Below are 18,705 nucleotides of genomic sequence, written 5' to 3' on the forward strand. Positions count from 1 at the left end.
AATTTTTAACGAAAGCCATATCACGTTGAATTTAATGAAAAATCTCAAATTGAGAGATTCAGAACTGGAACCTGCACGATTATGAGTAAACCGATTCAGATGGAACGTGGCGTAAAATACCGCGACGCAGATAAAATGGCGTTAATCCCGATTAAAACCGTGGTTACCGAACGTCAGGAACTGTTACGTAAACCCGAATGGATGAAAATCAAGCTACCCGCTGACTCCAGCCGCATTCAGGGTATCAAGGCAGCAATGCGTAAAAACGGTCTGCACTCGGTTTGCGAAGAGGCATCCTGCCCTAACTTGTCAGAGTGCTTCAACCACGGAACGGCGACCTTTATGATCCTCGGCGCAATTTGTACCCGCCGCTGCCCATTCTGTGACGTTGCCCATGGTCGTCCGGTTACACCTGATGCCAATGAGCCAGAAAAGCTGGCTCAAACAATCAAAGATATGGGATTACGCTATGTGGTTATCACCTCGGTTGACCGTGATGACTTACGCGATGGTGGCGCTCAACATTTTGCAGATTGTATCGCAGCCATTCGAGCCAAAAATCCGACCATAAAAATTGAAACATTGGTGCCTGACTTCCGTGGCCGTATGGATCGCGCGTTAGATATTTTGACTGTCACCCCACCGGATGTGTTTAACCATAATCTGGAAAACGTACCACGGGTGTATCGCCAAGTGCGACCTGGGGCTAACTATGAGTGGTCGCTTAAATTACTTGAGCGCTTTAAAGAGGCTCATCCTGATATTCCGACTAAATCAGGTTTGATGGTTGGCTTGGGGGAAACCAATGCTGAAATCGTTGAGGTTATGCATGATCTGCGCCGCCATGGAGTAACCATGCTGACTCTAGGGCAATATTTGCAACCAAGCCGCCACCATTTACCCGTACAGCGCTACGTCAGCCCGGCTGAGTTTGACGAAATGAAAGCAGAAGCTATGGCAATGGGCTTTACCCACGCTGCTTGTGGCCCGTTTGTTCGCTCTTCTTATCATGCCGATCTGCAAGCAAAAGGGTTGGAAGTAAAATAAATAAATTGGCCTGATGAGACTTTCAGGCCAATTTTATGAAATATTTAGTTACACCTTAAATGCCAGACAAGCAAAAACGGATTTCCACTGGAGATCCGTTTTCTGTTATCAGACATAATAAGTTTGCTGATAATAGCTAAGTTAAAGAATTTTCATCCTGCCGCTTTCACCGGAATACCGGTTATATCGAGCGAGGGCAATCAGTCCTTATGCTCAATTGGCGGTGTTGTTTTGGTTTCAACGGCCGTTTTAGCTTCAGCAACAGGCGCCGCCGCAGGTGCATCATCATTACCCATAGCCTTTTTAAAGCCTTTCAGGGCAGCCCCCAGATCCGCGCCCAACGTGCGCAATTTGCTGGTTCCAAACAACAACACAATCAATATGCCGACTACCAACAATTTGGTAATACTGATACCTTCCATACTCACCTTCTTGATTAGCTCTGTTCATTAAACAATGAATATATCCTTCTTACTGGATATTGCGCCAATGTGAGCACATCTCACGCCCTGAATCACTCACATGAGTCAGAATGGTGGGATTCACTCGCGAGCGACAACGCCAATGACGTTGGATATTGTTAAATAATGGCCTATTTACGAATAAATTACCGATTAAAACAACAGTAATATGTAACAGATTTCGTTAGTGAACTATGATTACTCAGAGTCTATTATCACTTATTTTGACTCATTCCGGATGAGACATTGCCGTTAACATCCCCCCAAAGCAAAAAGAAAGAGGGAGCCGCCAATTGCCTTATTCAAGTAGAATAAACACCCGTCGGTCAGGGTTAAGTTTTGCTAAAAGAACTTATTTACCTCGAGCATTTGGCTTAGGTGTAGGTATGTTTTGTGTAGGCTCAGTGCTCTACACACAGCATTCCCCATTATGGCTATGGCTGATGCTAGCTATTAATGGGTTGATATGGCCACATATTGCATTCTTGCTGGCGTTGCGGTCTGAACAACCGTTTGAGCAAGAAATAATCAACATGAAAATAGACTCTGCGTTGGGTGGCGTCTGGGTGGCAATAATGTCGTTCAATGCTTTGCCATCCATTGTTATTCTATCCATGATGAGTATGAATAATATTGCTTCCGGGGGTAAGAACATTTTTTGCAAAGGTTTAGCCTTGCAAATCTCCTGTAGCTTATTGACCGCATGGATATTTAACTTGCCCTTTGAACCTGAAACTTCCCCCATTCAGGTTTATGCTTGTTTGCCGATGATAATTATCTACCCTTCCCTACTCGGATTAGTAACCTATCGAACTGCAAAGCGTTTGGCCGAAAACAAAGAAGAGCTATTACGTATTAGTGTAAGAGATGGGTTAACTGGTTTGTATAACCGCAGACATTGGGAACACCAGTTACATAATCAATTTGACAGTTGCCGGCGCTATCAGCACGGCGCAACACTCATTTTACTTGATATTGATAACTTCAAAGCCATAAATGACACCTTTGGCCATGCCGTCGGCGATGAAGCCATTACGGTTCTTGCTGAGGAGTTATTATTAGGGCTGCGGGCCATTGATATTGTCGGTCGCTATGGTGGCGACGAGTTCGGTGCTATTTTGCCCAATACCACCGCCGAACAAACCCGCGAAGTATTAACGCGAATTCAAGAAAAACTAGCTGAATTAGCCTTTACGCAAGCCCCCACGCTGCAACTTAGAGTAAGTGCCGGCATTGCTGATTACAGGCACGACATGATTAATTATCAGCAATGGTTGAAAGCGGCTGACTCCGCACTGTACCAGGCAAAAGATAATGGTCGTAATCGTATTGAGCTGGCCAGTTAAAAACTATTCCCAATAGATTTCATGATGTAAAAAGTCAGTGTATTATTGATTCGTAAGCTCTGGAGATGACATTCCTCCATAACCGCCCTTCAAGGCTGATGATGTCTACGTAACCTTTTCATTAAGGTGCGTAGTATTGCGCCTAAGCCTTTCTGAAAAGCCCATTAATAATGACCAACTACCCCGCACGATGGGTATCCATAATGAAAGGTATTTATGTTTAATACATTACTCGCAGTATTTATTGGTGGTGGCGTGGGCAGCGTTGCTCGCTGGCTGGTCAGTATGAAGCTAAACAGCTTATCACCCCATGTCCCCGTGGGAACACTGCTGGTAAACCTGATAGGTGCTTTTATCATTGGTCTGACATTGGCGCTGTTTACCCGCATTGCACATATTGATCCCGTATGGAAGCTTCTGATTACGACAGGTTTTTGTGGTGGTCTAACGACATTTTCCACCTTCTCTGTGGAAGTGGTTTATCTCATTCAGGAAGGTAAGCTGGCATGGGCGGCGGGGACTGTTTTACTTAATCTGGCCGGGTCACTTGCGATGACGATGCTGGCCTTTATATTGGTCAATCACTTCGCGGGGCAATAATAGCGAGTAACTATAAATAGTTTAACTTTCCGGGTAGTCCATTATATTGCCCGGAAACGTGCAAGATAAAGAAAGTCACGGGTCGGGTGGTATCGTCTTAATGTTTTCTTAATCTACGAACCGGATAATCATTTGCCAGAGAACAGTTAGCCGATGGTGGTGACTGATGTGCTGGATAACACTATGTTTGGATTACCAAAAAAACGGGCTGAGTGGCTAACAGTTATTTTTTGCCTGGTCATCACCGTGATATTTCTCAAAGCCTATCTGTTCTAACCTTGATGTGTTACTTCTCTCAATTCTACTTTTGTTGATTGTAAAACAACGAGTTGTGTCGTGTCGTTCAACAAAAGCCCTCTTTTTACCTTATTGGTAATACCCATAAAAAACCCGCCTATAGAGGCGGGTTTTAACAAATATGGGCTACTTAGATAGCGATAACATTAGCAGCAGATGGGCCTTTGGCACCGTTCGTGATTTCAAATTCTACACGCTGGCCTTCAGCAAGAGTTTTGAAACCATTGCTAGCGATGGCTGAGAAATGAACGAAAACGTCCTTGCTGCCATCTTCTGGGGTAATGAAGCCGAAACCTTTGGACTCATTGAACCACTTAACGCTACCTTTAATCTTAGACATCAAACTTACCTTTACGTGAATGTTGGACACAAATAGTGTGTCAACTACAGTACAGCAATAGAACCGTTTTTTGTCCACAGCCGAGATCACAAAAAGAAGAGAAAAAGTGAAAAACGCCGTTTTTTGGCTCTGTTTCTAGCACAGAAAACCACATTTTTTTGCTTTTGTAGTTCACCATTATGGCGCTGATAAACGCCTCAGCGAACTGACAGGCTGTATCTGAACGCTATTCACCTGTATTATACTTAGCCATTGGATACGCTAATATGAGATGCATGATGAACGGTAGAATAACAACTTTTTTTGAAGATAAAGGCTTTGGTTTTATCACCGATGAGAACGGAGATAACCGTTATTTTCACGTTATTAAAGTTGCTAATCCCGAGATGATCAAAAAAGGGGCCGAGGTTACCTTTGAGCCAACAACCAATACCAAAGGGTTGTCGGCATTTGCGGTAAAAGTAGCAATCGAGAGTAAATACATATTCATTGCTAACGAGAGAATCAAACTCACCAGCATCAAGTCATTCAATACTTTTACTAAAGAAGTCCCTGCACAGGCCGAGGTAGACAAGGCTAATACTATACTTTCAGTAAATTTACTGATGAACAAAATCCGGCCGCAGGAAGAAGATATTTCAGAAAAAACCGTGCCATTGAAAATGTTATCAATTACGACATTCCAGAATGTAACTTATACGTTTTCTGAACATGAGGTTGATATCGAGAGTACGGTTGCTAAATTGAAGAGTATTTAATACTGATTCTATTTCTCTTGAAACTAGGGGATATCAGCACCCTCAAGCAGCCCCAAATGCCTTTGGGGCTGTCCGGTCTACCCGGAAAGTTAGATGCTGGCATCCCTGCCCGCTAACGCAAGAAAATCCCTTTGATATCCTCTGGTGTTGACGCTAGAAATAATAAAAAATCAGATTATTTTCATTAACTACTTGAACATAAACATTTTAATCAACTCAACGTCAGTACGAGCACCTAGCTTCTTCATAGCAGAACGTTTTTGTCCGCTAACTGTCTTCTCACTTTTCTTCAAAATTCTGGCGATATCGCCGCCTGAAAAACCTTCATTAAATAGTTTCAACACAATATTTTCATTTGGCGTCAAATATTGCCGCTCTGATGATGCCAGCCCCAACACCTTGGTAACTTTACGTTCGACCAGATTCTCTTTAAGTCCGCGCAGTTTTCGTTTAAATACAGAGGTAATCTTGTTGATTACTGTATCAACCGAATCTTCTCTGAAGATCATGGTTACATTGCTGAACCTAGGAATACCTTGTAAAAAGCTATTCAGTCTGGCATCACAAATCAAAAAAACATCGGCTTCAGAAGGAGCCTTATCCAAACGTTTCAGCGCTTCGAAAAAGCTGAATTCATCAACACCAATAAAAATCACATCTGCTGAATAAAATGCTTTTCGATAGAATTTAATCTCTTTTTTAAAACCTAACGATGCAAATATTTTTTTTACGACAGTTACCATACCCAGTGTTTGATATTTATCGTTATCGACTATCATACAGCTTATCATATTGGCCACACCCGTTAGCGCTTCAGCACCCCATGAATGGTTAACTCATATCTGTTTGCAATGAAATAAATATCATTATAAATCAAATAGATAACACAATATACTTTCCTACTTGTTAGTAGAACATAGGGAAAAGGAGAGCGATATAGGATGTCAACACCGGAGGGTGTAGGAAACGTCTGTTTCTCTGTGGAATATTTCCTTATTTTTTATTTTTGTTTCAGTTTGCCAAACGTGACAGCATTCAGATTGTATGCAAAAATGTAAAAATATTAGTAGTCTGAATAGGAAGGTTCTGATGCAAACCATACACCCTATGAAGCTGCATCTCTCATTTAACCTTATTTTAAGTCAAACTACTTTATGAGAAACGTCGGTTTACATGCCCTAAAAACGTTAAGCTGCTTTTCTGCCGTTACTTTCTACTCTGCAAGTAAAACCTGTACTGACCAGTGTTTTTTAGGCGGCGAAGTAATGAGTGTTCTATACTTTTTATCGATTATTGCTACCCCATTATTTTTCATGATCATCGGTTATATCGACTCTAATGATGAGATAGATCAAAAGGATATCCTCAGTAAATTAAAATCTATAATAACGATTATTATCTTTTGGAACGTCCTTTTCTATTTTATCAATGAGGATGGCTTCAAACGAGGGTATTTCCTACAAAGTTGGCTTTTGTTCAGCATTGCCATTATTTATCTGCTTAACCCGATAATCTCGAAGGTTTTGAAAAGCAACAGAACGGCCATCATAACCCTTTCGTGTCTGGTTATTTTCTCGATTACGATCGATCTGATCAGCGCCTTCACTGAAAGGCCATATTTAATTGATTTCCCACAATATTTTAGATTATGGACTTGGGTTTTCTATTATATAACCGGTAGGTTCCTCTGCTCAAAGATGTGCCAGAAAATAACCAAGTTACCGAGAGTGCGTCTCATCGCTAAAGTGCTGCTGCTGCCAACAGCAATCTCAATGTATTTTTACGAAAGTTTTATGTCGATACATGTATATAAAACAGTGAATGCAGGTTATTTCCTTGATAACTTACACGTTTTAATACTAAGTTTATGTTTATTTGTCATATTTGATAACTTTGACACTAAACACCAATGGATAAAGAAAACATTGGCCTATATCAGCCCCTCAATGATCGGGGTGTATATACTGCATGATGGAATTTTCTATTTCATTGCCAGTGCATATAACTTATCCGACGTCACGCTGAGATTTACGTTACTACTGTCAGTGTTTGCTGCTTCTGTATTATTGTCGCGTATCCTATTACTCAATAAGTACACATCCCGCTTTATCTCATTTTAATTGCTATCGGCTGGCCGACCAAACGTGATAATAGGCCAGCCAGAGCTTTTGATTATGCCTGGTTGTATCTCGTCTTGAGGTCGTTAAGAAGGCAGCAGTGGGGTTGACCGGCTACTGGATTTGAATCACGGTTAGCGTATTGCCAAATACCGCACCGGTATCGATATAAAGCTGATTTTTAAATAGTGAGGGTTTCACCAGCGGTGTATGACCGAAGATAAATTTATCTGCCCCTAAAATTTCGTGGTTTTCCCCTTTCATCGATGCGTTAAGACGCTTACGGTTCCAGAGCACTAATTGCTCACTAACAGCTTTGCCGTAGACATATTCATCTGAAGGATAATCAGCATGAGCAACAACATATTTCGCCTGGTCAGTGTTAACCTCAATAATTAAAGGTAATTGTTCTGCCCGCCTAATGAGTTGTTCTACCAGATGTTTATTACTTACATCTAGTAAAAAAAACCATCGCCCACCATTTGCTATCCAAGTGTCAACCTCTCCACCCGCTAACACATCAATTGCCATCTGTTCATGATTACCACGCACCGCATGAAACCAGCGGCTATTAAGCAGTTCATAACATTCAATATTCTGCAAACCCCGATCAGCCAAGTCTCCGACAGAGACCAGTAAATCAGTCGAACGCTCAAACTGAACACGTTCCAAGGCATCCATCAGTTTTTTATAGCAGCCATGAATATCTCCAACCACGAAGATACGTTGGTATTCGCTGCCGTCTATTTTATGGTACATACCAGGCTCCACAGTCAGTGTATGGCCTGTATTAACCTTAGCTTACTTGAATGTTTTTTGAGCAGTAAATATCTCTATTTTCTGTGGTTCAAGCCGTTACCGCCAACAGGCTGGCACTTATTTCAGTGATTACCAATGAAAGTCTTGAGGAAATGGCGTTGGTTGTAAGAAGTGAGGTAACTGCTCTTTTTAAAGCATCAAGTGTGATCCTCGCCACCAAGCAGACGTAATCACCGATTTGCTTGGTGAGAATGGCATATCATGATCGAATAAGCCGCCCTTAGGCGGCTTATTTAGCATTGAGGCACTGTTACAAAGGCCGGTATATGCCCCTGTAATGCGCTAATCTTTCGTGGAAATAGTCTCGTTCGTCCAACGAAAGGCTGGCCTCAACTTCATCAACATCAATGTTCTTCTTTTGGCTTTCCATAAAAGCAACCGTGGATGCCACAAAGTCCAGGCTGGTATGGCAATATTCAGAAACCAGTTTCTCTAGTGCTGACATTTCACACCCCCTACTTCGCTACCACACAAATATAATTAACACAAATCATCACGCCAATACCGTGAACAAGATCACTAAAAATGACATGCGCATGTTTACTTCAATTGAAACTATCTATCACTATTTTGGCGGCACAGGTAATACCATACTTAAATAGCATCGCTGGGGTGACAGCGATGCCATCCACAGATCAATTTTTCGCAGGGATCATTTCTCATATTGAACTGCACATCAGTGTCTTTTAAGCTATTTTCCGTTATCTTGTTGGATTAACCTCAAAACAAAAACAGACCACAGAATCGGAGCAGGAATGAGAAAGACAACCATGATTATGATAGCCATTGCACTGGCGGTATTCGCTTATACCTACTTTACCGGGGCGTAGCCATCATCCAACAATGAGACAATTGCCAGAGAGCGATCTCTACATAACATTTTCTGGCACCGCGCGTTATTTATCTCCATTGAATCGAGGTTACATAAGTAAAAAATGCTAAAAGTTATTGCCCAAGATTTTATAAAACCGGAACACATTATCGATGTTATGCCGCTGTATAAACAATTAGTGGCCAGTACAAAGCGTGAACCACTTTGTATATCCTATGACTTATGTATCAACCATAAAGACCCTGGCCATTTTATTTTTGTTGAGGAATGGCCAGATCAAGCCGCTTTAGACATACATTGTGCCACTGCGCATTTCAGAGAATTGGTTCCACAAATCAACCGATACCAAAGAAGCGAGGGCACCTTCATCTTAATGCACTCTTTTGAATAACCCTTACGGGCGGCGAGTTACACTACGAGTTGCTCCTCCTCATGATATTGATTTTGCCACATAGCGGCGTAACGCCCATTGGTCAGTAATAGTGCGTCGTGGCGGCCTCGCTCTACAATTGCGCCAGCATCCAATACAATAATTTCATCCGCATCAATGATTGTTGATAGGCGATGGGCAATCACCAACGTAGTATGGTCGCGACTAACTTCTCGCAGATGAGCCTGAATTTCGCGCTCAGTTTGCGTATCTAACGCACTGGTCGCTTCATCGAATACCAATATTGCGGGGTTTTTGAGAATAGTGCGCGCAATGGCTACCCGCTGTTTTTCGCCACCGGAAAGCTTCAACCCCCGTTCCCCTACCCGCGTATCATACCCATCTGGCAGGCTAGTAATAAATTTATGGATATGTGCCAGTTTTGCCGCGCGTTCTATCTCTGCAAAAGTTGCAGACGTTCTGCCATAAGCGATGTTATAACGCAATGTGTCATTAAACAGCACGGTATCCTGCGGTACAATGCCAATCGCTTCGCGCAAACTTGACTGGGTAACCGCCCGAATATCCTGATTATCAATATAAATCGCGCCGCCCGTCACATCATAAAAACGGAACAATAAACGTGAAAGCGTTGATTTCCCCGCACCGGAGGCCCCCACTACAGCGACTGTTTTACCTGCAGGGATGCTGAAACTCACGTTATCCAGAATAGGTCTGCGAGGGTCATAACCAAAGCTGACCGACTCAAAACGGACTTCACCTTGTGTCAGTTTCAAAGGTAATGCATCTGGTCTATCAGTCACTTCTTTCTTAACCATCAGCAGATCGAGCATATTTTCCATATCAATCAGGGCTTGTCTGATCTCAGAATAGATAAACCCAAAGAAATTAAGTGGTTGATATAACTGAAGCAGATAGGCATTAACTAATACGAAATCACCGATAGTCATGTTGCCCTGCGTGATACCTTGCGCCGCCATCGCCATCATGACGACCAATCCAATTGAGATTATTGCAGTCTGCCCAAGGCTCAATGCAGTAAAACTGAATTGATTTTTGATTGCCGCATGTTCATAGAGTTGCCGTGAGGTGTTGAAACGCTGCGCTTCAAACGCTTCATTACCAAAATATTTCACTGTTTCATAATTGAGCAAGCTGTCGATAGACTTAGTGTTAGCATCGGCATTGGCTTTATTTAGCTCACGCCTGAAGCGGGTTCGCCAACTGACGGCCATAACCGTAAACAAGATATAGCACCCAACCGTCACCAAAATCGCGATAGCAAACCAGCCATCTAATAGATGCCACATGATCAACGAAACCAGTGTTATTTCAAACAAAATTGGGAAGATAGAGAACAGCAAGCGCGAAAGTACAGTAGCAACGGCTTGAGTTCCTCGCTCAATTGACAGTGATAAACCACCGGTTTGTCGGTCCAGATGAAAGCGCAAACTTAGTTCATGCAATTGTTTAAATACACGTAAGCCGAGTAACCGAGTCGCATTCTGGCTAACATGTACAAACATCACGTTCCGCAGTTCCTCAAATAAGGAGGCGCTAATTCTGGCGATGCCGTATGCAATAATGAAACCAATTGGAATAGCCAGCATCTTGGCGTTCTCACTGCTTAATGTATCAACCATTGCCTTATAGGCCAGTGGGACCAGAGTGGTACTGACCTTGGAAACCACCATAAATATCACCGCAGCAACCAAATAATAGCGAAGCTTAGGGTTATTTTTAGGCCACAGATAAGGCAGCAGGAACTTTAGTAAGCGTGAACGATCCATATTTATCTATTTGTCATCTCAGGTGAAATAGTTGTATTTATTTTTTTATATTCTGCCACGTATAAGTGGAATGGCCTAATGAGGCTATCAATATCTTGTCGCCGTAAAATTTAGCGACCTATGCTGAGTTGTCCTGCCCCTAGGATGATAGGGAATCAATGGGGGGACTCACTTCACTTGCCCCTCTTTTTTTGATTAACAGACGAGTCTTATAAATCATAAATATTTGTGCACTATAATTAATGCAAATTTACTTAATTTGAGGTTATCTGATGGTGTGGCTGGAACAAGGGCTGTATCTAAGAGTCAGTGAAATGGACAATGGGCCAAGGCCACTACCACTTCAGAGCGGCTTTAATGAAACATCTGCCTATCGAGCATTAGGTCTATTCAATCCATCAGAAACCTCAGATGCTTACTATATATTGTCTAATGACCGCGATGAGATATGGTTTATCTGTAATCGCCATTTACGAACAGTGGCGTTATCCCCACATCCTGAAGATTTTAGAAGACCACTTTCCTCATTCATTGATATGCCTGCGTAAGTACCCTGTTGAGCAACGGTAAAGCAGATGAAACTCATCAATAGTTAGCGAGTTGCGCAACCGCGCGCCTCTTGTTTCTGTGCAGTGATAAATTATGCTCATTATAACAAAGGGTCCATCGCCCTTATTCATTCATTTTTTTTGAACAAGATGAACAATTCTCTTTAGTATTCAAATTCTGTGATCGGAGTAACATTATTCCTATCGAAAGCAACCCGCTTTCACATACACAAATAGAAGAGAATTTATTATGAAAACTACCATCGCAGCAATCGCACTTATCGCAGCAATCCTGGCACCAACTGTTTCAATGGCAAATATCGGCGACAGTGATAGCTATAAAGGGACCTACTCTATCAGCCAGGGCCAGAATACTACCACCACTGATCAGACAGCCAAAAACTAAGACAAAATAATAGCATAAAGTCCCACTTAGATTAAGTGGGGCTATTTATTAATGCCTTTACATTTATCCCTGTAGTATTAAACATCCCCTCAGCCATCCATAATTTATTTTATTATCGTTAAATTATTTCTTATCTTATTCCCCTTCAAATCAAATTAACTTTATAAAAAATCGCCAATAAAAGATCGGTTATAGCCATAAAAATGCCCCGGCTTGATTAATCGTTTGGTTTGTATACAAGGTGGGAAAATCACTGCGGCCTCCGAATCTCATCATGATATTCGCATTCGGAAGCCACTCTTGATTGCATTTTTATTCGTCGAAGAACCAGTAACCCTGATTAATCAATTCGGTTAACTCAGCCATGAAAGCTGGGTTATTTAGTGCCTCACCTAGCTCTTTCTTGCCAATCATGGTGTAACGACACAGTGCGTCAGCAGCTTTAGCATCGGTCGTTTCCAGCCGTTCACTGTTGATAAAGAAACTGTCGCCAACTTGCAGAACACGTAAGCCACTCAGGCGCGTCAAGATCTGACCATCCATCAAAGCACCCACAATTTCATCCTGCTCGTAGGGTGGTTGCGCGGCAGAAATATCCAACTCATGGCGCGGCGTGGTAGCAAAGCGGCCGAACCACTGCTTAAAATCTTCCGGCTGATTAATCATATCAACCATCATCTGGCGCAAGCGATCAAGCTCGTGTTCCTCAACCCGCCCCGGATGTTCCCGGCAGGTTAAATCAGGATCACTGTAGTGCTCACCGCCGAGATCTTTCTCCAGCGCATAGTCAGCAAAACTACTGATCAGATCCCTGCCATTCGGCCCGCGAAATCCGACAGAGTAATTGAGCGCCGTCTCATGGGTGAAACCGTCGTGCGGAAAGCCCGGCGGGATATATAAAATGTCACCCGGTTCGAGGTCTTCATCAATGATTGGTGTGAAAGGCTCAACGTGGAGCAGCGCCGGATGTGGGCAAAACTGCTTCAATGGTAATTTGTCACCCACGCGCCAGCGGCGGCTGCCCATCCCCTGAATGATAAAGACGTCGTATTGGTCGATATGCGGTCCAACACCCCCACCCGGTACGGAAAAAGAGATCATCAGATCGTCTAAACGCCAGTCCGGCAGCACGCGAAATGGGCGCACCAGTTCGGCAGACGGAGCATGCCAGTGGTTAACTGCCTGAGCCAACAACGACCATCCGGTCTCACCCAGATTATCAAAATGCTCAAACGGCCCATTACTGGCCTGCCACTGACCATTACTATGGCTGACTAGGCGGCTATCTACCTCCGCTTCCATCGCCAAACCCGCCAGTTCGTCTGGCGTAATAGGATCAATGAAGTTAGGGAAGGCATTTTTTAATATAACAGGTTGTTTTTGCCAGTATTTCTCTAAAAATTCGGGCCAATTAAGATTAAGTTGATAAGCCATGCTTTAACACCAGTGAGAAGACAAACGGCCCTGATTATAAAGTGGCTGCCCCATAGGCCGCCTTGTCATTGGTCAAGGCTATGTCGAGCGCATCAGCAAATAAGTCTATCCCCCCTCGCAAGATGGGGGGATAACGAACCCTTTCTACATATCGACAGGAATAGTGGTCGGTCTTATTACAATGCGTTAAATCGTGTTTCCACCTCGGTTATGGCGTCTACCCGTGTTTGATGTCGCCCCCCTTCAAATTCTGCATCAAGCCAGGCATCCACAATCATCTTAGCCAGTTCCAACCCTACGACCCTAGAGCCAAAAGCCAGTACATTAGTATTATTATGTTGTCGGGAAAGCTGTGCCGAATAAGGTTCGCTGCACACTACCGCGCGGATACCGGGATGTTTATTTGCCGTAATCGAGATGCCTACGCCCGTACCACAAATCAAGACGCCACCATCAACTTCCCCAGCCGTCACCGCCTCAGCAACTTCATTGGCATAACGTGGATAATCCGTACGTTCTGTAGACCACCAACCTTTGTCAATCACCTTGATGCCACGCGTTTGTAAGTGAGCAACAATATCCGCTTTCAGAATAAATCCAACATGATCGCAACCCAGAGCAATACTTTTCATTGAATAACCTCTCATTCGTCAGTAAGCCAAACTTCACAAATTTCATTTTTATGTGAGCTAAAACGATACTTTTAGTTAAAAACCCCGACAATGGCGCGCAGCAATGTGTCCATTTTACGCACAATAATCATCGAATTTAAATAACTTGTGTAGTAACCATAAAGAACATCCCGTTAAATAACCTCTACGCAATACACACAACCAATTGATTTTAATTATAATAAATTGATTTATAATATTTAACCCCGCCAATGAGAAACTACACAAACCATAGTTACTTTATAAATTATCAAATTCTGTGAAGTTGATTGCATATTTCGTCAACACATTGTGGTGATATAGTGACGTCTTCAATTTTTGGACATGGGACCGAGATGAGTCAGTCAGAGTTTGATCAAGGTATTCCTAACGGGATCGGTATCGCCCCCTACCTACGAATGAAGCAGGAGGGGATGACGGAAAATGAAAGCCGTATTGTTGAATGGTTTCTTACACCTGGGAACTTGAGTGCCGCACCGGCGATTAAGGATGTTGCCGAGACCCTCATGGTGTCGGAAGCAATGATTGTTAAAGTTTCAAAACTGCTGGGTTTTAGTGGCTTTCGCAATCTGCGCAGTACGTTGATTGATTACTTCTCGCAGTCTGAACAGGTGTTACCGGCTGAGTTATCGTTTGATGAAGCGCCAGAGGATGTGATTAATAAGGTATTTAACATCACCCTGCGCACGATTATGGAAGGGCAATCGATCGTTAACGTCGATGAAATCCACCGTGCTGCACGCTTTTTCTATGGTGCCAGACAGCGTGATTTATACGGCGTGGGTGGCTCGAATTCGATTTGTGCCGATATCGCGCATAAACTACTGCGTATAGGCGTGCGTTGCCAGGCTTACCAAGACGCACACATTATGATGATGTCCGCTGCATTACTGAAAGAAGGTGATGTGGTGCTGGTAGTGTCCCATTCCGGGCGCACCAGTGATTTAAAAGCCGCTGTAGAATTGGCAAAGAAGAATGGAGCGAAGATTATATGTATTACTCATAGCTATCACTCCCCTATTGCCAAACTGGCTGATTTTATTATTTGTTCGCCAGCACCAGAGACCCCTTTATTAGGGCGAAACGCCTCAGCGCGTATATTACAACTCACATTATTAGATGCATTTTTTGTTTCTGTAGCACAACAAGATATTGAACGAGCCACGATTAATCTGGAAAAAACCGGCGCTATTGTCGACTTTTTCCGGCGAGATAAATAATAGTAATAAAAAACCGGCATGTCTCTATTTTAAGACATGCCGGAACTCTCTCCCTACAATGAGAAATGAGCCATGAATAAACTTCTAAAACTCTTTAGTGGTGCAGCCATAGGTATGATGTTATCCACCAGTGCGTTCGCTGCCGCAGAGTATGCGGTTATTTTAAAAACGCTCTCTAATCCTTTTTGGGTGGATATGAAAAAAGGAATTGAAGAGGAGGCAAAAGTATTAGGTGTCAGTGTAGATATATTTGCGTCCCCCTCTGAAGGTGACTTTCAGTCTCAACTGCAATTATTCGAAGATCTGAGTAATAAGAATTACAAAGGTATAGCCTTTGCGCCACTGTCTTCAGTTAACCTGGTTATGCCTGTGGCTCGTGCCTGGCAAAAAGGAATTTATCTGGTCAATCTCGACGAGAAAATTGATATGGATAATCTGAAAAAAGCTAAAGGCAATGTCGAGGCCTTTGTCACGACCGACAATAATGCGGTAGGTGCCAAAGGAGCGGCTTTTATTATTGATAAATTAGGCACTACCGGTGGTGAAGTCGCTATTATCGAAGGTAAAGCGGGTAACGCTTCTGGTGAAGCACGCCGTGCGGGAGCAACCGAAGCATTTAAGCAAGCCAGCCAAATCAAATTAGTTGCCAGCCAGCCTGCTGATTGGGATCGTATTAAAGCGCTAGATGTCGCCACCAATGTTTTGCAGCGCAACCCCAATCTGAAAGCTATCTATTGTGCCAATGACACCATGGCGATGGGGGCAGCACAGGCAGTCGCCAATGCAGGTAAAGTTGGCAAGATTCTGGTTGTCGGCACCGACGGAATACCCGAAGCACGTAAGATGGTAGATGCCGGGCAAATGACCGCCACGGTTGCACAAAACCCAGCGAATATCGGTGCTACCGGGTTGAAGCTGCTGGTGGAAGCGGTTCAACGGGGGAAAGTGATCCCATTGGATAAACAGCCGCAGTTTACGCTAGTGGATTCTGTACTGGTCACCAAATAGCATTATAGCCGTACCCACCCGGCTAATATCCGATTAAAGAGCAGAGCCACTCACTCGGTTTTCCTCTTACGGGTTAGGTCGGGTAAGGGTAGATTTCGGTAGGAATAAAAAACTAAGGTGATTATATGGTCACGCCTTATATCTCTATGGCGGGGATCGGCAAATCCTTTGGGCCGGTTCATGCCTTAAAGTCCGTTGATTTAACTGTTTTTACACATGAAATTCATGCGTTATTAGGTGAGAATGGCGCAGGTAAATCAACGTTAATGAAAGTATTGTCAGGTATTCACTCTCCAACGAGTGGCTCAATAACTATTAATGATATTAATTACGACAAACTGGACCATAAACAGGCAGCGCAATTAGGTATCGGAATCATTTATCAGGAACTTAGTGTTATTGATGAATTGACAGTATTAGAAAATCTTTATATTGGCCGTCACCTGACGAAAAAAGTCTGCGGTATAAACATTGTAGACTGGAGAAAAATGCGTATCCAGGCAGCAATAATGTTATTGCGCGTGGGTTTAAAAGTCAGCCTTGATGAAAAAGTGGCTAATTTATCTATCAGTCATAAACAGATGTTGGAAATTGCTAAAACATTAATGCTCGATGCTAAAGTTATTATTATGGATGAGCCAACCTCATCACTAACTAATAAAGAGGTGGATTATCTCTTCTTAATTATGAATCAGTTGCGCAAGGAGGGCACAGCCATTGTTTATATCTCTCATAAACTGAATGAGATCCGCCGTATTTGCGATCGCTATACAGTAATGAAAGATGGTAGCAGTGTGTGTAGCGGCATGATTCAGGATGTCACTAACGACGATATTGTGCGCTTGATGGTCGGGCGCGAATTACAAAACCGCTTTATTGCCTTCAAAGAAAATACCGGCAACGTAGTACGCGACACGGTGTTTGAGGTGAAAAACCTGACCAGTCGCGATAAGAAAAAAGTCCGCGATATTTCATTTGCTGTCAACCGGGGCGAGATCTTCGGGTTTGCCGGTTTGGTGGGTTCTGGCCGCACCGAATTAATGAATTGCCTGTTTGGTGTCGACAAAACCAGCCATGGCGAAGTCTGGCTGAATGGCAAAAATATCACCCCCCGCTCCCCGCTGGATGCACTGAAAAAAGGCATGGGCTATATCACTGAAAGCCGGCGTGAAAACGGTTTTTTCGGCAATTTCTCTATCGCTGAAAACATGGCTATCAGCCATAGCTTAAAAGAAGGGGGTTACAAAGGTGCAATGGGGTTGGTTAAGCCACAGCTTGAGCAGGAAATTGCCGAAGAACAACGAAGCCTACTGGCACTAAAGTGCCATTCGGTGTCGCAAAACATCACAGAACTGTCTGGCGGGAATCAGCAAAAAGTATTGATTTCTAAATGGTTATGCTGTCATCCCGACGTGATTATTTTTGATGAACCCACCCGAGGCATTGATGTGGGTGCTAAAGCCGAGATCTATAAAGTGATGCGCACCCTTGCGGATGAGGGGAAAGTCATTCTGATGGTCTCCTCTGAGCTTCCCGAAATTATTACCGTTTGCGACCGTATTGCGGTGTTTTGTGAAGGACGATTGACGCAAATCCTGACCAACCGCGATGACATCAGCGAAGAGGAGATTATGGCATGGGCATTACCACAAGAGTGAAATCGGATACGGCTGGGAAAAAGCCGTTTAACTTCGCCGCTTTTTGGGATAAATACGGCACTTTTTTCATTCTGGCGATCATTGTGGCTATCTTTGGCTCTATTTCGTCGGAGTATTTCCTTACTACCAATAACATCACGCAAATATTCGTCCAAAGCTCGGTCACCGTATTAATTGGGATGGGGGAGTTCTTTGCCATTTTAGTGGCGGGGATAGACTTGTCTGTTGGTGCGATTCTGGCGCTGTCTGGCATGGTTACCGCAAAATTGATGCTGGCTGGGGTCGATCCAATATTCGCAGCACTGATTGGTGGTGTGCTGGTAGGTGGCGCGCTGGGGGCCATCAATGGCTGTCTGGTCAACTGGACCGGCCTGCACCCTTTCATCATCACTCTTGGCACTAATGCCATTTTTCGCGGTATCACCTTGGTGATTTCTGATGCCAACTCGGTGTATGGCTTCTCGTTTGAGTTTGTAAATTTCTTTGCTGCCAGTGTGTTAGGCATTCCAGTACCGGTGTTATTCGCCCTGTTTATCGCCATAGTACTTTGGTTTCTGACCACCCGTACACGCCTTGGTCGCAATATCTACGCCTTGGGCGGCAATAAAAACTCAGCTTTCTATTCCGGCATCGATGTGAAATTTCACATGCTAGTCGTGTTTATCATCTCGGGTATTTGTGCCGGTCTTGCTGGCGTGGTTTCGACAGCCCGCCTTGGCGCGGCTGAACCGCTGGCCGGGATGGGGTTTGAAACCTATGCCATCGCCAGTGCCATTATTGGTGGTACCAGCTTCTTTGGGGGCAAGGGGCGCATCTTTTCTGTGGTTATTGGTGGCCTGATTATAGGCACCATCAATAACGGTCTAAATATTCTCCAAGTACAAACCTATTACCAACTGGTGGTGATGGGCGGCCTGATTATTGCCGCTGTCGCCCTCGACCGACTTATCAGTAAGTAAGGA

At 43.6% G+C, this 18,705-nt stretch carries 20 protein-coding genes, 1 pseudogene and 1 riboswitch; of the genes and pseudogenes, 13 read left to right on the forward strand and 8 right to left on the reverse strand.

Annotated elements, in window-relative coordinates:
• Nucleotides 1-81: 81 nt before the first annotated feature.
• Nucleotides 82-1,047 carry a lipoyl synthase gene (lipA, locus tag V1953_RS15100; protein ID WP_083159686.1) on the forward strand — a complete coding sequence of 322 codons (966 nt, stop codon included), beginning with the start codon at nucleotides 82-84 and terminating at the stop codon, nucleotides 1,045-1,047.
• Between the two features lie 200 nt (nucleotides 1,048-1,247).
• On the opposite strand, the gene tatA is transcribed toward lipA, so the two are convergent.
• On the reverse strand, nucleotides 1,248-1,469 hold the full coding sequence (gene tatA, locus V1953_RS15105; RefSeq protein WP_083159688.1) for a Sec-independent protein translocase subunit TatA: 222 nt from the start codon (nucleotides 1,467-1,469) through the stop codon (nucleotides 1,248-1,250).
• Between the two features lie 332 nt (nucleotides 1,470-1,801).
• Here tatA and V1953_RS15110 point away from each other — a divergent pair, with 332 nt between their 5' ends.
• Nucleotides 1,802-2,854, forward strand: a complete 1,053-nt coding sequence (locus V1953_RS15110) for a diguanylate cyclase (RefSeq protein WP_083159690.1) — start codon at nucleotides 1,802-1,804, stop codon at nucleotides 2,852-2,854.
• A 52-nt stretch (nucleotides 2,855-2,906) separates the two neighbouring features.
• Nucleotides 2,907-2,969: riboswitch (Fluoride riboswitch) on the forward strand.
• Nucleotides 2,970-3,070: 101 nt separating this feature from the next.
• On the forward strand, nucleotides 3,071-3,454 hold the full coding sequence (gene crcB / locus V1953_RS15115) for a fluoride efflux transporter CrcB (RefSeq protein ID WP_083159692.1): 384 nt from the start codon (nucleotides 3,071-3,073) through the stop codon (nucleotides 3,452-3,454).
• A 427-nt stretch (nucleotides 3,455-3,881) separates the two neighbouring features.
• Here the strand turns inward: crcB and cspE are convergent, their stop codons facing one another.
• On the reverse strand, nucleotides 3,882-4,091 hold the full coding sequence (gene cspE / locus V1953_RS15120) for a transcription antiterminator/RNA stability regulator CspE (protein ID WP_002210315.1): 210 nt from the start codon (nucleotides 4,089-4,091) through the stop codon (nucleotides 3,882-3,884).
• 278 nt (nucleotides 4,092-4,369) lie between these two features.
• Between cspE and V1953_RS15125 the strand changes: the two genes are divergently transcribed.
• Nucleotides 4,370-4,849, forward strand: a complete 480-nt coding sequence (locus tag V1953_RS15125; RefSeq protein ID WP_083159694.1) for a cold-shock protein — start codon at nucleotides 4,370-4,372, stop codon at nucleotides 4,847-4,849.
• A gap of 188 nt (nucleotides 4,850-5,037) precedes the next feature.
• On the opposite strand, the gene V1953_RS15130 is transcribed toward V1953_RS15125, so the two are convergent.
• Nucleotides 5,038-5,628 (reverse strand): helix-turn-helix transcriptional regulator, encoded by a 591-nt coding sequence (locus V1953_RS15130; protein ID WP_102970450.1) that lies wholly within the window; start codon nucleotides 5,626-5,628, stop codon nucleotides 5,038-5,040.
• Between the two features lie 375 nt (nucleotides 5,629-6,003).
• On the opposite strand from V1953_RS15130, the gene V1953_RS15135 reads away from it, so the two are divergent.
• Complete coding sequence (locus V1953_RS15135; protein ID WP_083159698.1) at nucleotides 6,004-6,969, forward strand: acyltransferase; 966 nt, start codon at nucleotides 6,004-6,006, stop codon at nucleotides 6,967-6,969.
• A gap of 111 nt (nucleotides 6,970-7,080) precedes the next feature.
• Here V1953_RS15135 and V1953_RS15140 read toward each other — a convergent pair whose 3' ends face one another.
• Complete coding sequence (locus V1953_RS15140) at nucleotides 7,081-7,725, reverse strand: metallophosphoesterase (RefSeq protein ID WP_442851087.1); 645 nt, start codon at nucleotides 7,723-7,725, stop codon at nucleotides 7,081-7,083.
• 80 nt (nucleotides 7,726-7,805) lie between these two features.
• Here V1953_RS15140 and V1953_RS15145 point away from each other — a divergent pair.
• A pseudogene (locus V1953_RS15145) lies at nucleotides 7,806-7,955 on the forward strand (TOBE domain-containing protein); the annotation flags it as partial.
• 80 nt (nucleotides 7,956-8,035) lie between these two features.
• On the opposite strand, the gene V1953_RS15150 reads toward V1953_RS15145, so the two are convergent.
• Nucleotides 8,036-8,230, reverse strand: coding sequence for a glycogen synthase (locus V1953_RS15150; RefSeq protein ID WP_083159702.1), 195 nt, complete (start codon nucleotides 8,228-8,230; stop codon nucleotides 8,036-8,038).
• Nucleotides 8,231-8,720: 490 nt separating this feature from the next.
• Here V1953_RS15150 and V1953_RS15155 point away from each other — a divergent pair, with 490 nt between their 5' ends.
• On the forward strand, nucleotides 8,721-9,008 hold the full coding sequence (locus V1953_RS15155; RefSeq protein ID WP_083159704.1) for a putative quinol monooxygenase: 288 nt from the start codon (nucleotides 8,721-8,723) through the stop codon (nucleotides 9,006-9,008).
• A gap of 17 nt (nucleotides 9,009-9,025) precedes the next feature.
• Here the strand turns inward: V1953_RS15155 and V1953_RS15160 are convergent, their stop codons facing one another.
• Nucleotides 9,026-10,798, reverse strand: coding sequence for an ABCB family ABC transporter ATP-binding protein/permease (locus tag V1953_RS15160; RefSeq protein WP_083159706.1), 1,773 nt, complete (start codon nucleotides 10,796-10,798; stop codon nucleotides 9,026-9,028).
• Between the two features lie 272 nt (nucleotides 10,799-11,070).
• On the opposite strand from V1953_RS15160, the gene V1953_RS15165 reads away from it, so the two are divergent.
• On the forward strand, nucleotides 11,071-11,346 hold the full coding sequence (locus tag V1953_RS15165; protein ID WP_083159708.1) for a hypothetical protein: 276 nt from the start codon (nucleotides 11,071-11,073) through the stop codon (nucleotides 11,344-11,346).
• Nucleotides 11,347-11,596: 250 nt separating this feature from the next.
• Nucleotides 11,597-11,752: a hypothetical protein gene (locus tag V1953_RS15170; protein WP_193784700.1), complete on the forward strand. Its 156-nt coding sequence runs from the start codon at nucleotides 11,597-11,599 to the stop codon at nucleotides 11,750-11,752.
• 312 nt (nucleotides 11,753-12,064) lie between these two features.
• Here the strand turns inward: V1953_RS15170 and V1953_RS15175 are convergent, their stop codons facing one another.
• On the reverse strand, nucleotides 12,065-13,186 hold the full coding sequence (locus V1953_RS15175) for a ribosomal protein uL16 3-hydroxylase (RefSeq protein WP_083159711.1): 1,122 nt from the start codon (nucleotides 13,184-13,186) through the stop codon (nucleotides 12,065-12,067).
• A 176-nt stretch (nucleotides 13,187-13,362) separates the two neighbouring features.
• Nucleotides 13,363-13,818, reverse strand: a complete 456-nt coding sequence (gene rpiB, locus V1953_RS15180) for a bifunctional allose-6-phosphate isomerase/ribose-5-phosphate isomerase RpiB (RefSeq protein ID WP_050286045.1) — start codon at nucleotides 13,816-13,818, stop codon at nucleotides 13,363-13,365.
• Nucleotides 13,819-14,192: 374 nt separating this feature from the next.
• On the opposite strand from rpiB, the gene V1953_RS15185 reads away from it, so the two are divergent.
• The 4 genes from V1953_RS15185 to alsC all read left to right on the forward strand — a co-directional run bounded on the left by V1953_RS15185 (nucleotide 14,193) and on the right by alsC (nucleotide 18,702).
• The gene (locus V1953_RS15185; RefSeq protein WP_442851088.1) at nucleotides 14,193-15,077 is read left to right on the forward strand and encodes a MurR/RpiR family transcriptional regulator; all 885 of its coding nucleotides are present in this window, start codon (nucleotides 14,193-14,195) and stop codon (nucleotides 15,075-15,077) included.
• Nucleotides 15,078-15,149: 72 nt separating this feature from the next.
• Complete coding sequence (alsB, locus tag V1953_RS15190) at nucleotides 15,150-16,085, forward strand: D-allose transporter substrate-binding protein (RefSeq protein WP_050081748.1); 936 nt, start codon at nucleotides 15,150-15,152, stop codon at nucleotides 16,083-16,085.
• Between the two features lie 125 nt (nucleotides 16,086-16,210).
• Complete coding sequence (gene alsA, locus V1953_RS15195) at nucleotides 16,211-17,743, forward strand: D-allose ABC transporter ATP-binding protein AlsA (protein WP_372568852.1); 1,533 nt, start codon at nucleotides 16,211-16,213, stop codon at nucleotides 17,741-17,743.
• Nucleotides 17,722-18,702 carry a D-allose ABC transporter permease gene (gene alsC / locus V1953_RS15200; RefSeq protein WP_049605299.1) on the forward strand — a complete coding sequence of 327 codons (981 nt, stop codon included), beginning with the start codon at nucleotides 17,722-17,724 and terminating at the stop codon, nucleotides 18,700-18,702. The genes alsA and alsC overlap by 22 nt, the downstream gene beginning before the upstream one ends.
• Nucleotides 18,703-18,705: the final 3 nt, after the last annotated feature.

The sequence above is a fragment of the Yersinia sp. 2541 StPb PI genome (genome assembly GCF_052217145.1).
Classification (GTDB): Bacteria; Pseudomonadota; Gammaproteobacteria; order Enterobacterales; family Enterobacteriaceae; genus Yersinia; species Yersinia enterocolitica_E.

Coding starts and splice junctions, on each gene's coding strand:
- V1953_RS15140 (WP_442851087.1), bottom strand. CDS start 7,725: ATGTACCATAAAATAGACGGCAGCGAATACCAACGTATCTTCGTGGTT.
- V1953_RS15130 (WP_102970450.1), bottom strand. CDS start 5,628: ATGATAGTCGATAACGATAAATATCAAACACTGGGTATGGTAACTGTC.
- V1953_RS15155 (WP_083159704.1), top strand. CDS start 8,721: ATGCTAAAAGTTATTGCCCAAGATTTTATAAAACCGGAACACATTATC.
- V1953_RS15170 (WP_193784700.1), top strand. CDS start 11,597: ATGAAAACTACCATCGCAGCAATCGCACTTATCGCAGCAATCCTGGCA.
- V1953_RS15160 (WP_083159706.1), bottom strand. CDS start 10,798: ATGGATCGTTCACGCTTACTAAAGTTCCTGCTGCCTTATCTGTGGCCT.
- alsB (WP_050081748.1), top strand. CDS start 15,150: ATGAATAAACTTCTAAAACTCTTTAGTGGTGCAGCCATAGGTATGATG.
- tatA (WP_083159688.1), bottom strand. CDS start 1,469: ATGGAAGGTATCAGTATTACCAAATTGTTGGTAGTCGGCATATTGATT.
- lipA (WP_083159686.1), top strand. CDS start 82: ATGAGTAAACCGATTCAGATGGAACGTGGCGTAAAATACCGCGACGCA.
- V1953_RS15165 (WP_083159708.1), top strand. CDS start 11,071: ATGGTGTGGCTGGAACAAGGGCTGTATCTAAGAGTCAGTGAAATGGAC.
- V1953_RS15185 (WP_442851088.1), top strand. CDS start 14,193: ATGAGTCAGTCAGAGTTTGATCAAGGTATTCCTAACGGGATCGGTATC.
- V1953_RS15175 (WP_083159711.1), bottom strand. CDS start 13,186: ATGGCTTATCAACTTAATCTTAATTGGCCCGAATTTTTAGAGAAATAC.
- V1953_RS15150 (WP_083159702.1), bottom strand. CDS start 8,230: ATGTCAGCACTAGAGAAACTGGTTTCTGAATATTGCCATACCAGCCTG.
- V1953_RS15135 (WP_083159698.1), top strand. CDS start 6,004: ATGAGAAACGTCGGTTTACATGCCCTAAAAACGTTAAGCTGCTTTTCT.
- cspE (WP_002210315.1), bottom strand. CDS start 4,091: ATGTCTAAGATTAAAGGTAGCGTTAAGTGGTTCAATGAGTCCAAAGGT.
- alsC (WP_049605299.1), top strand. CDS start 17,722: ATGGGCATTACCACAAGAGTGAAATCGGATACGGCTGGGAAAAAGCCG.
- crcB (WP_083159692.1), top strand. CDS start 3,071: ATGTTTAATACATTACTCGCAGTATTTATTGGTGGTGGCGTGGGCAGC.
- rpiB (WP_050286045.1), bottom strand. CDS start 13,818: ATGAAAAGTATTGCTCTGGGTTGCGATCATGTTGGATTTATTCTGAAA.
- V1953_RS15125 (WP_083159694.1), top strand. CDS start 4,370: ATGAACGGTAGAATAACAACTTTTTTTGAAGATAAAGGCTTTGGTTTT.
- alsA (WP_372568852.1), top strand. CDS start 16,211: ATGGTCACGCCTTATATCTCTATGGCGGGGATCGGCAAATCCTTTGGG.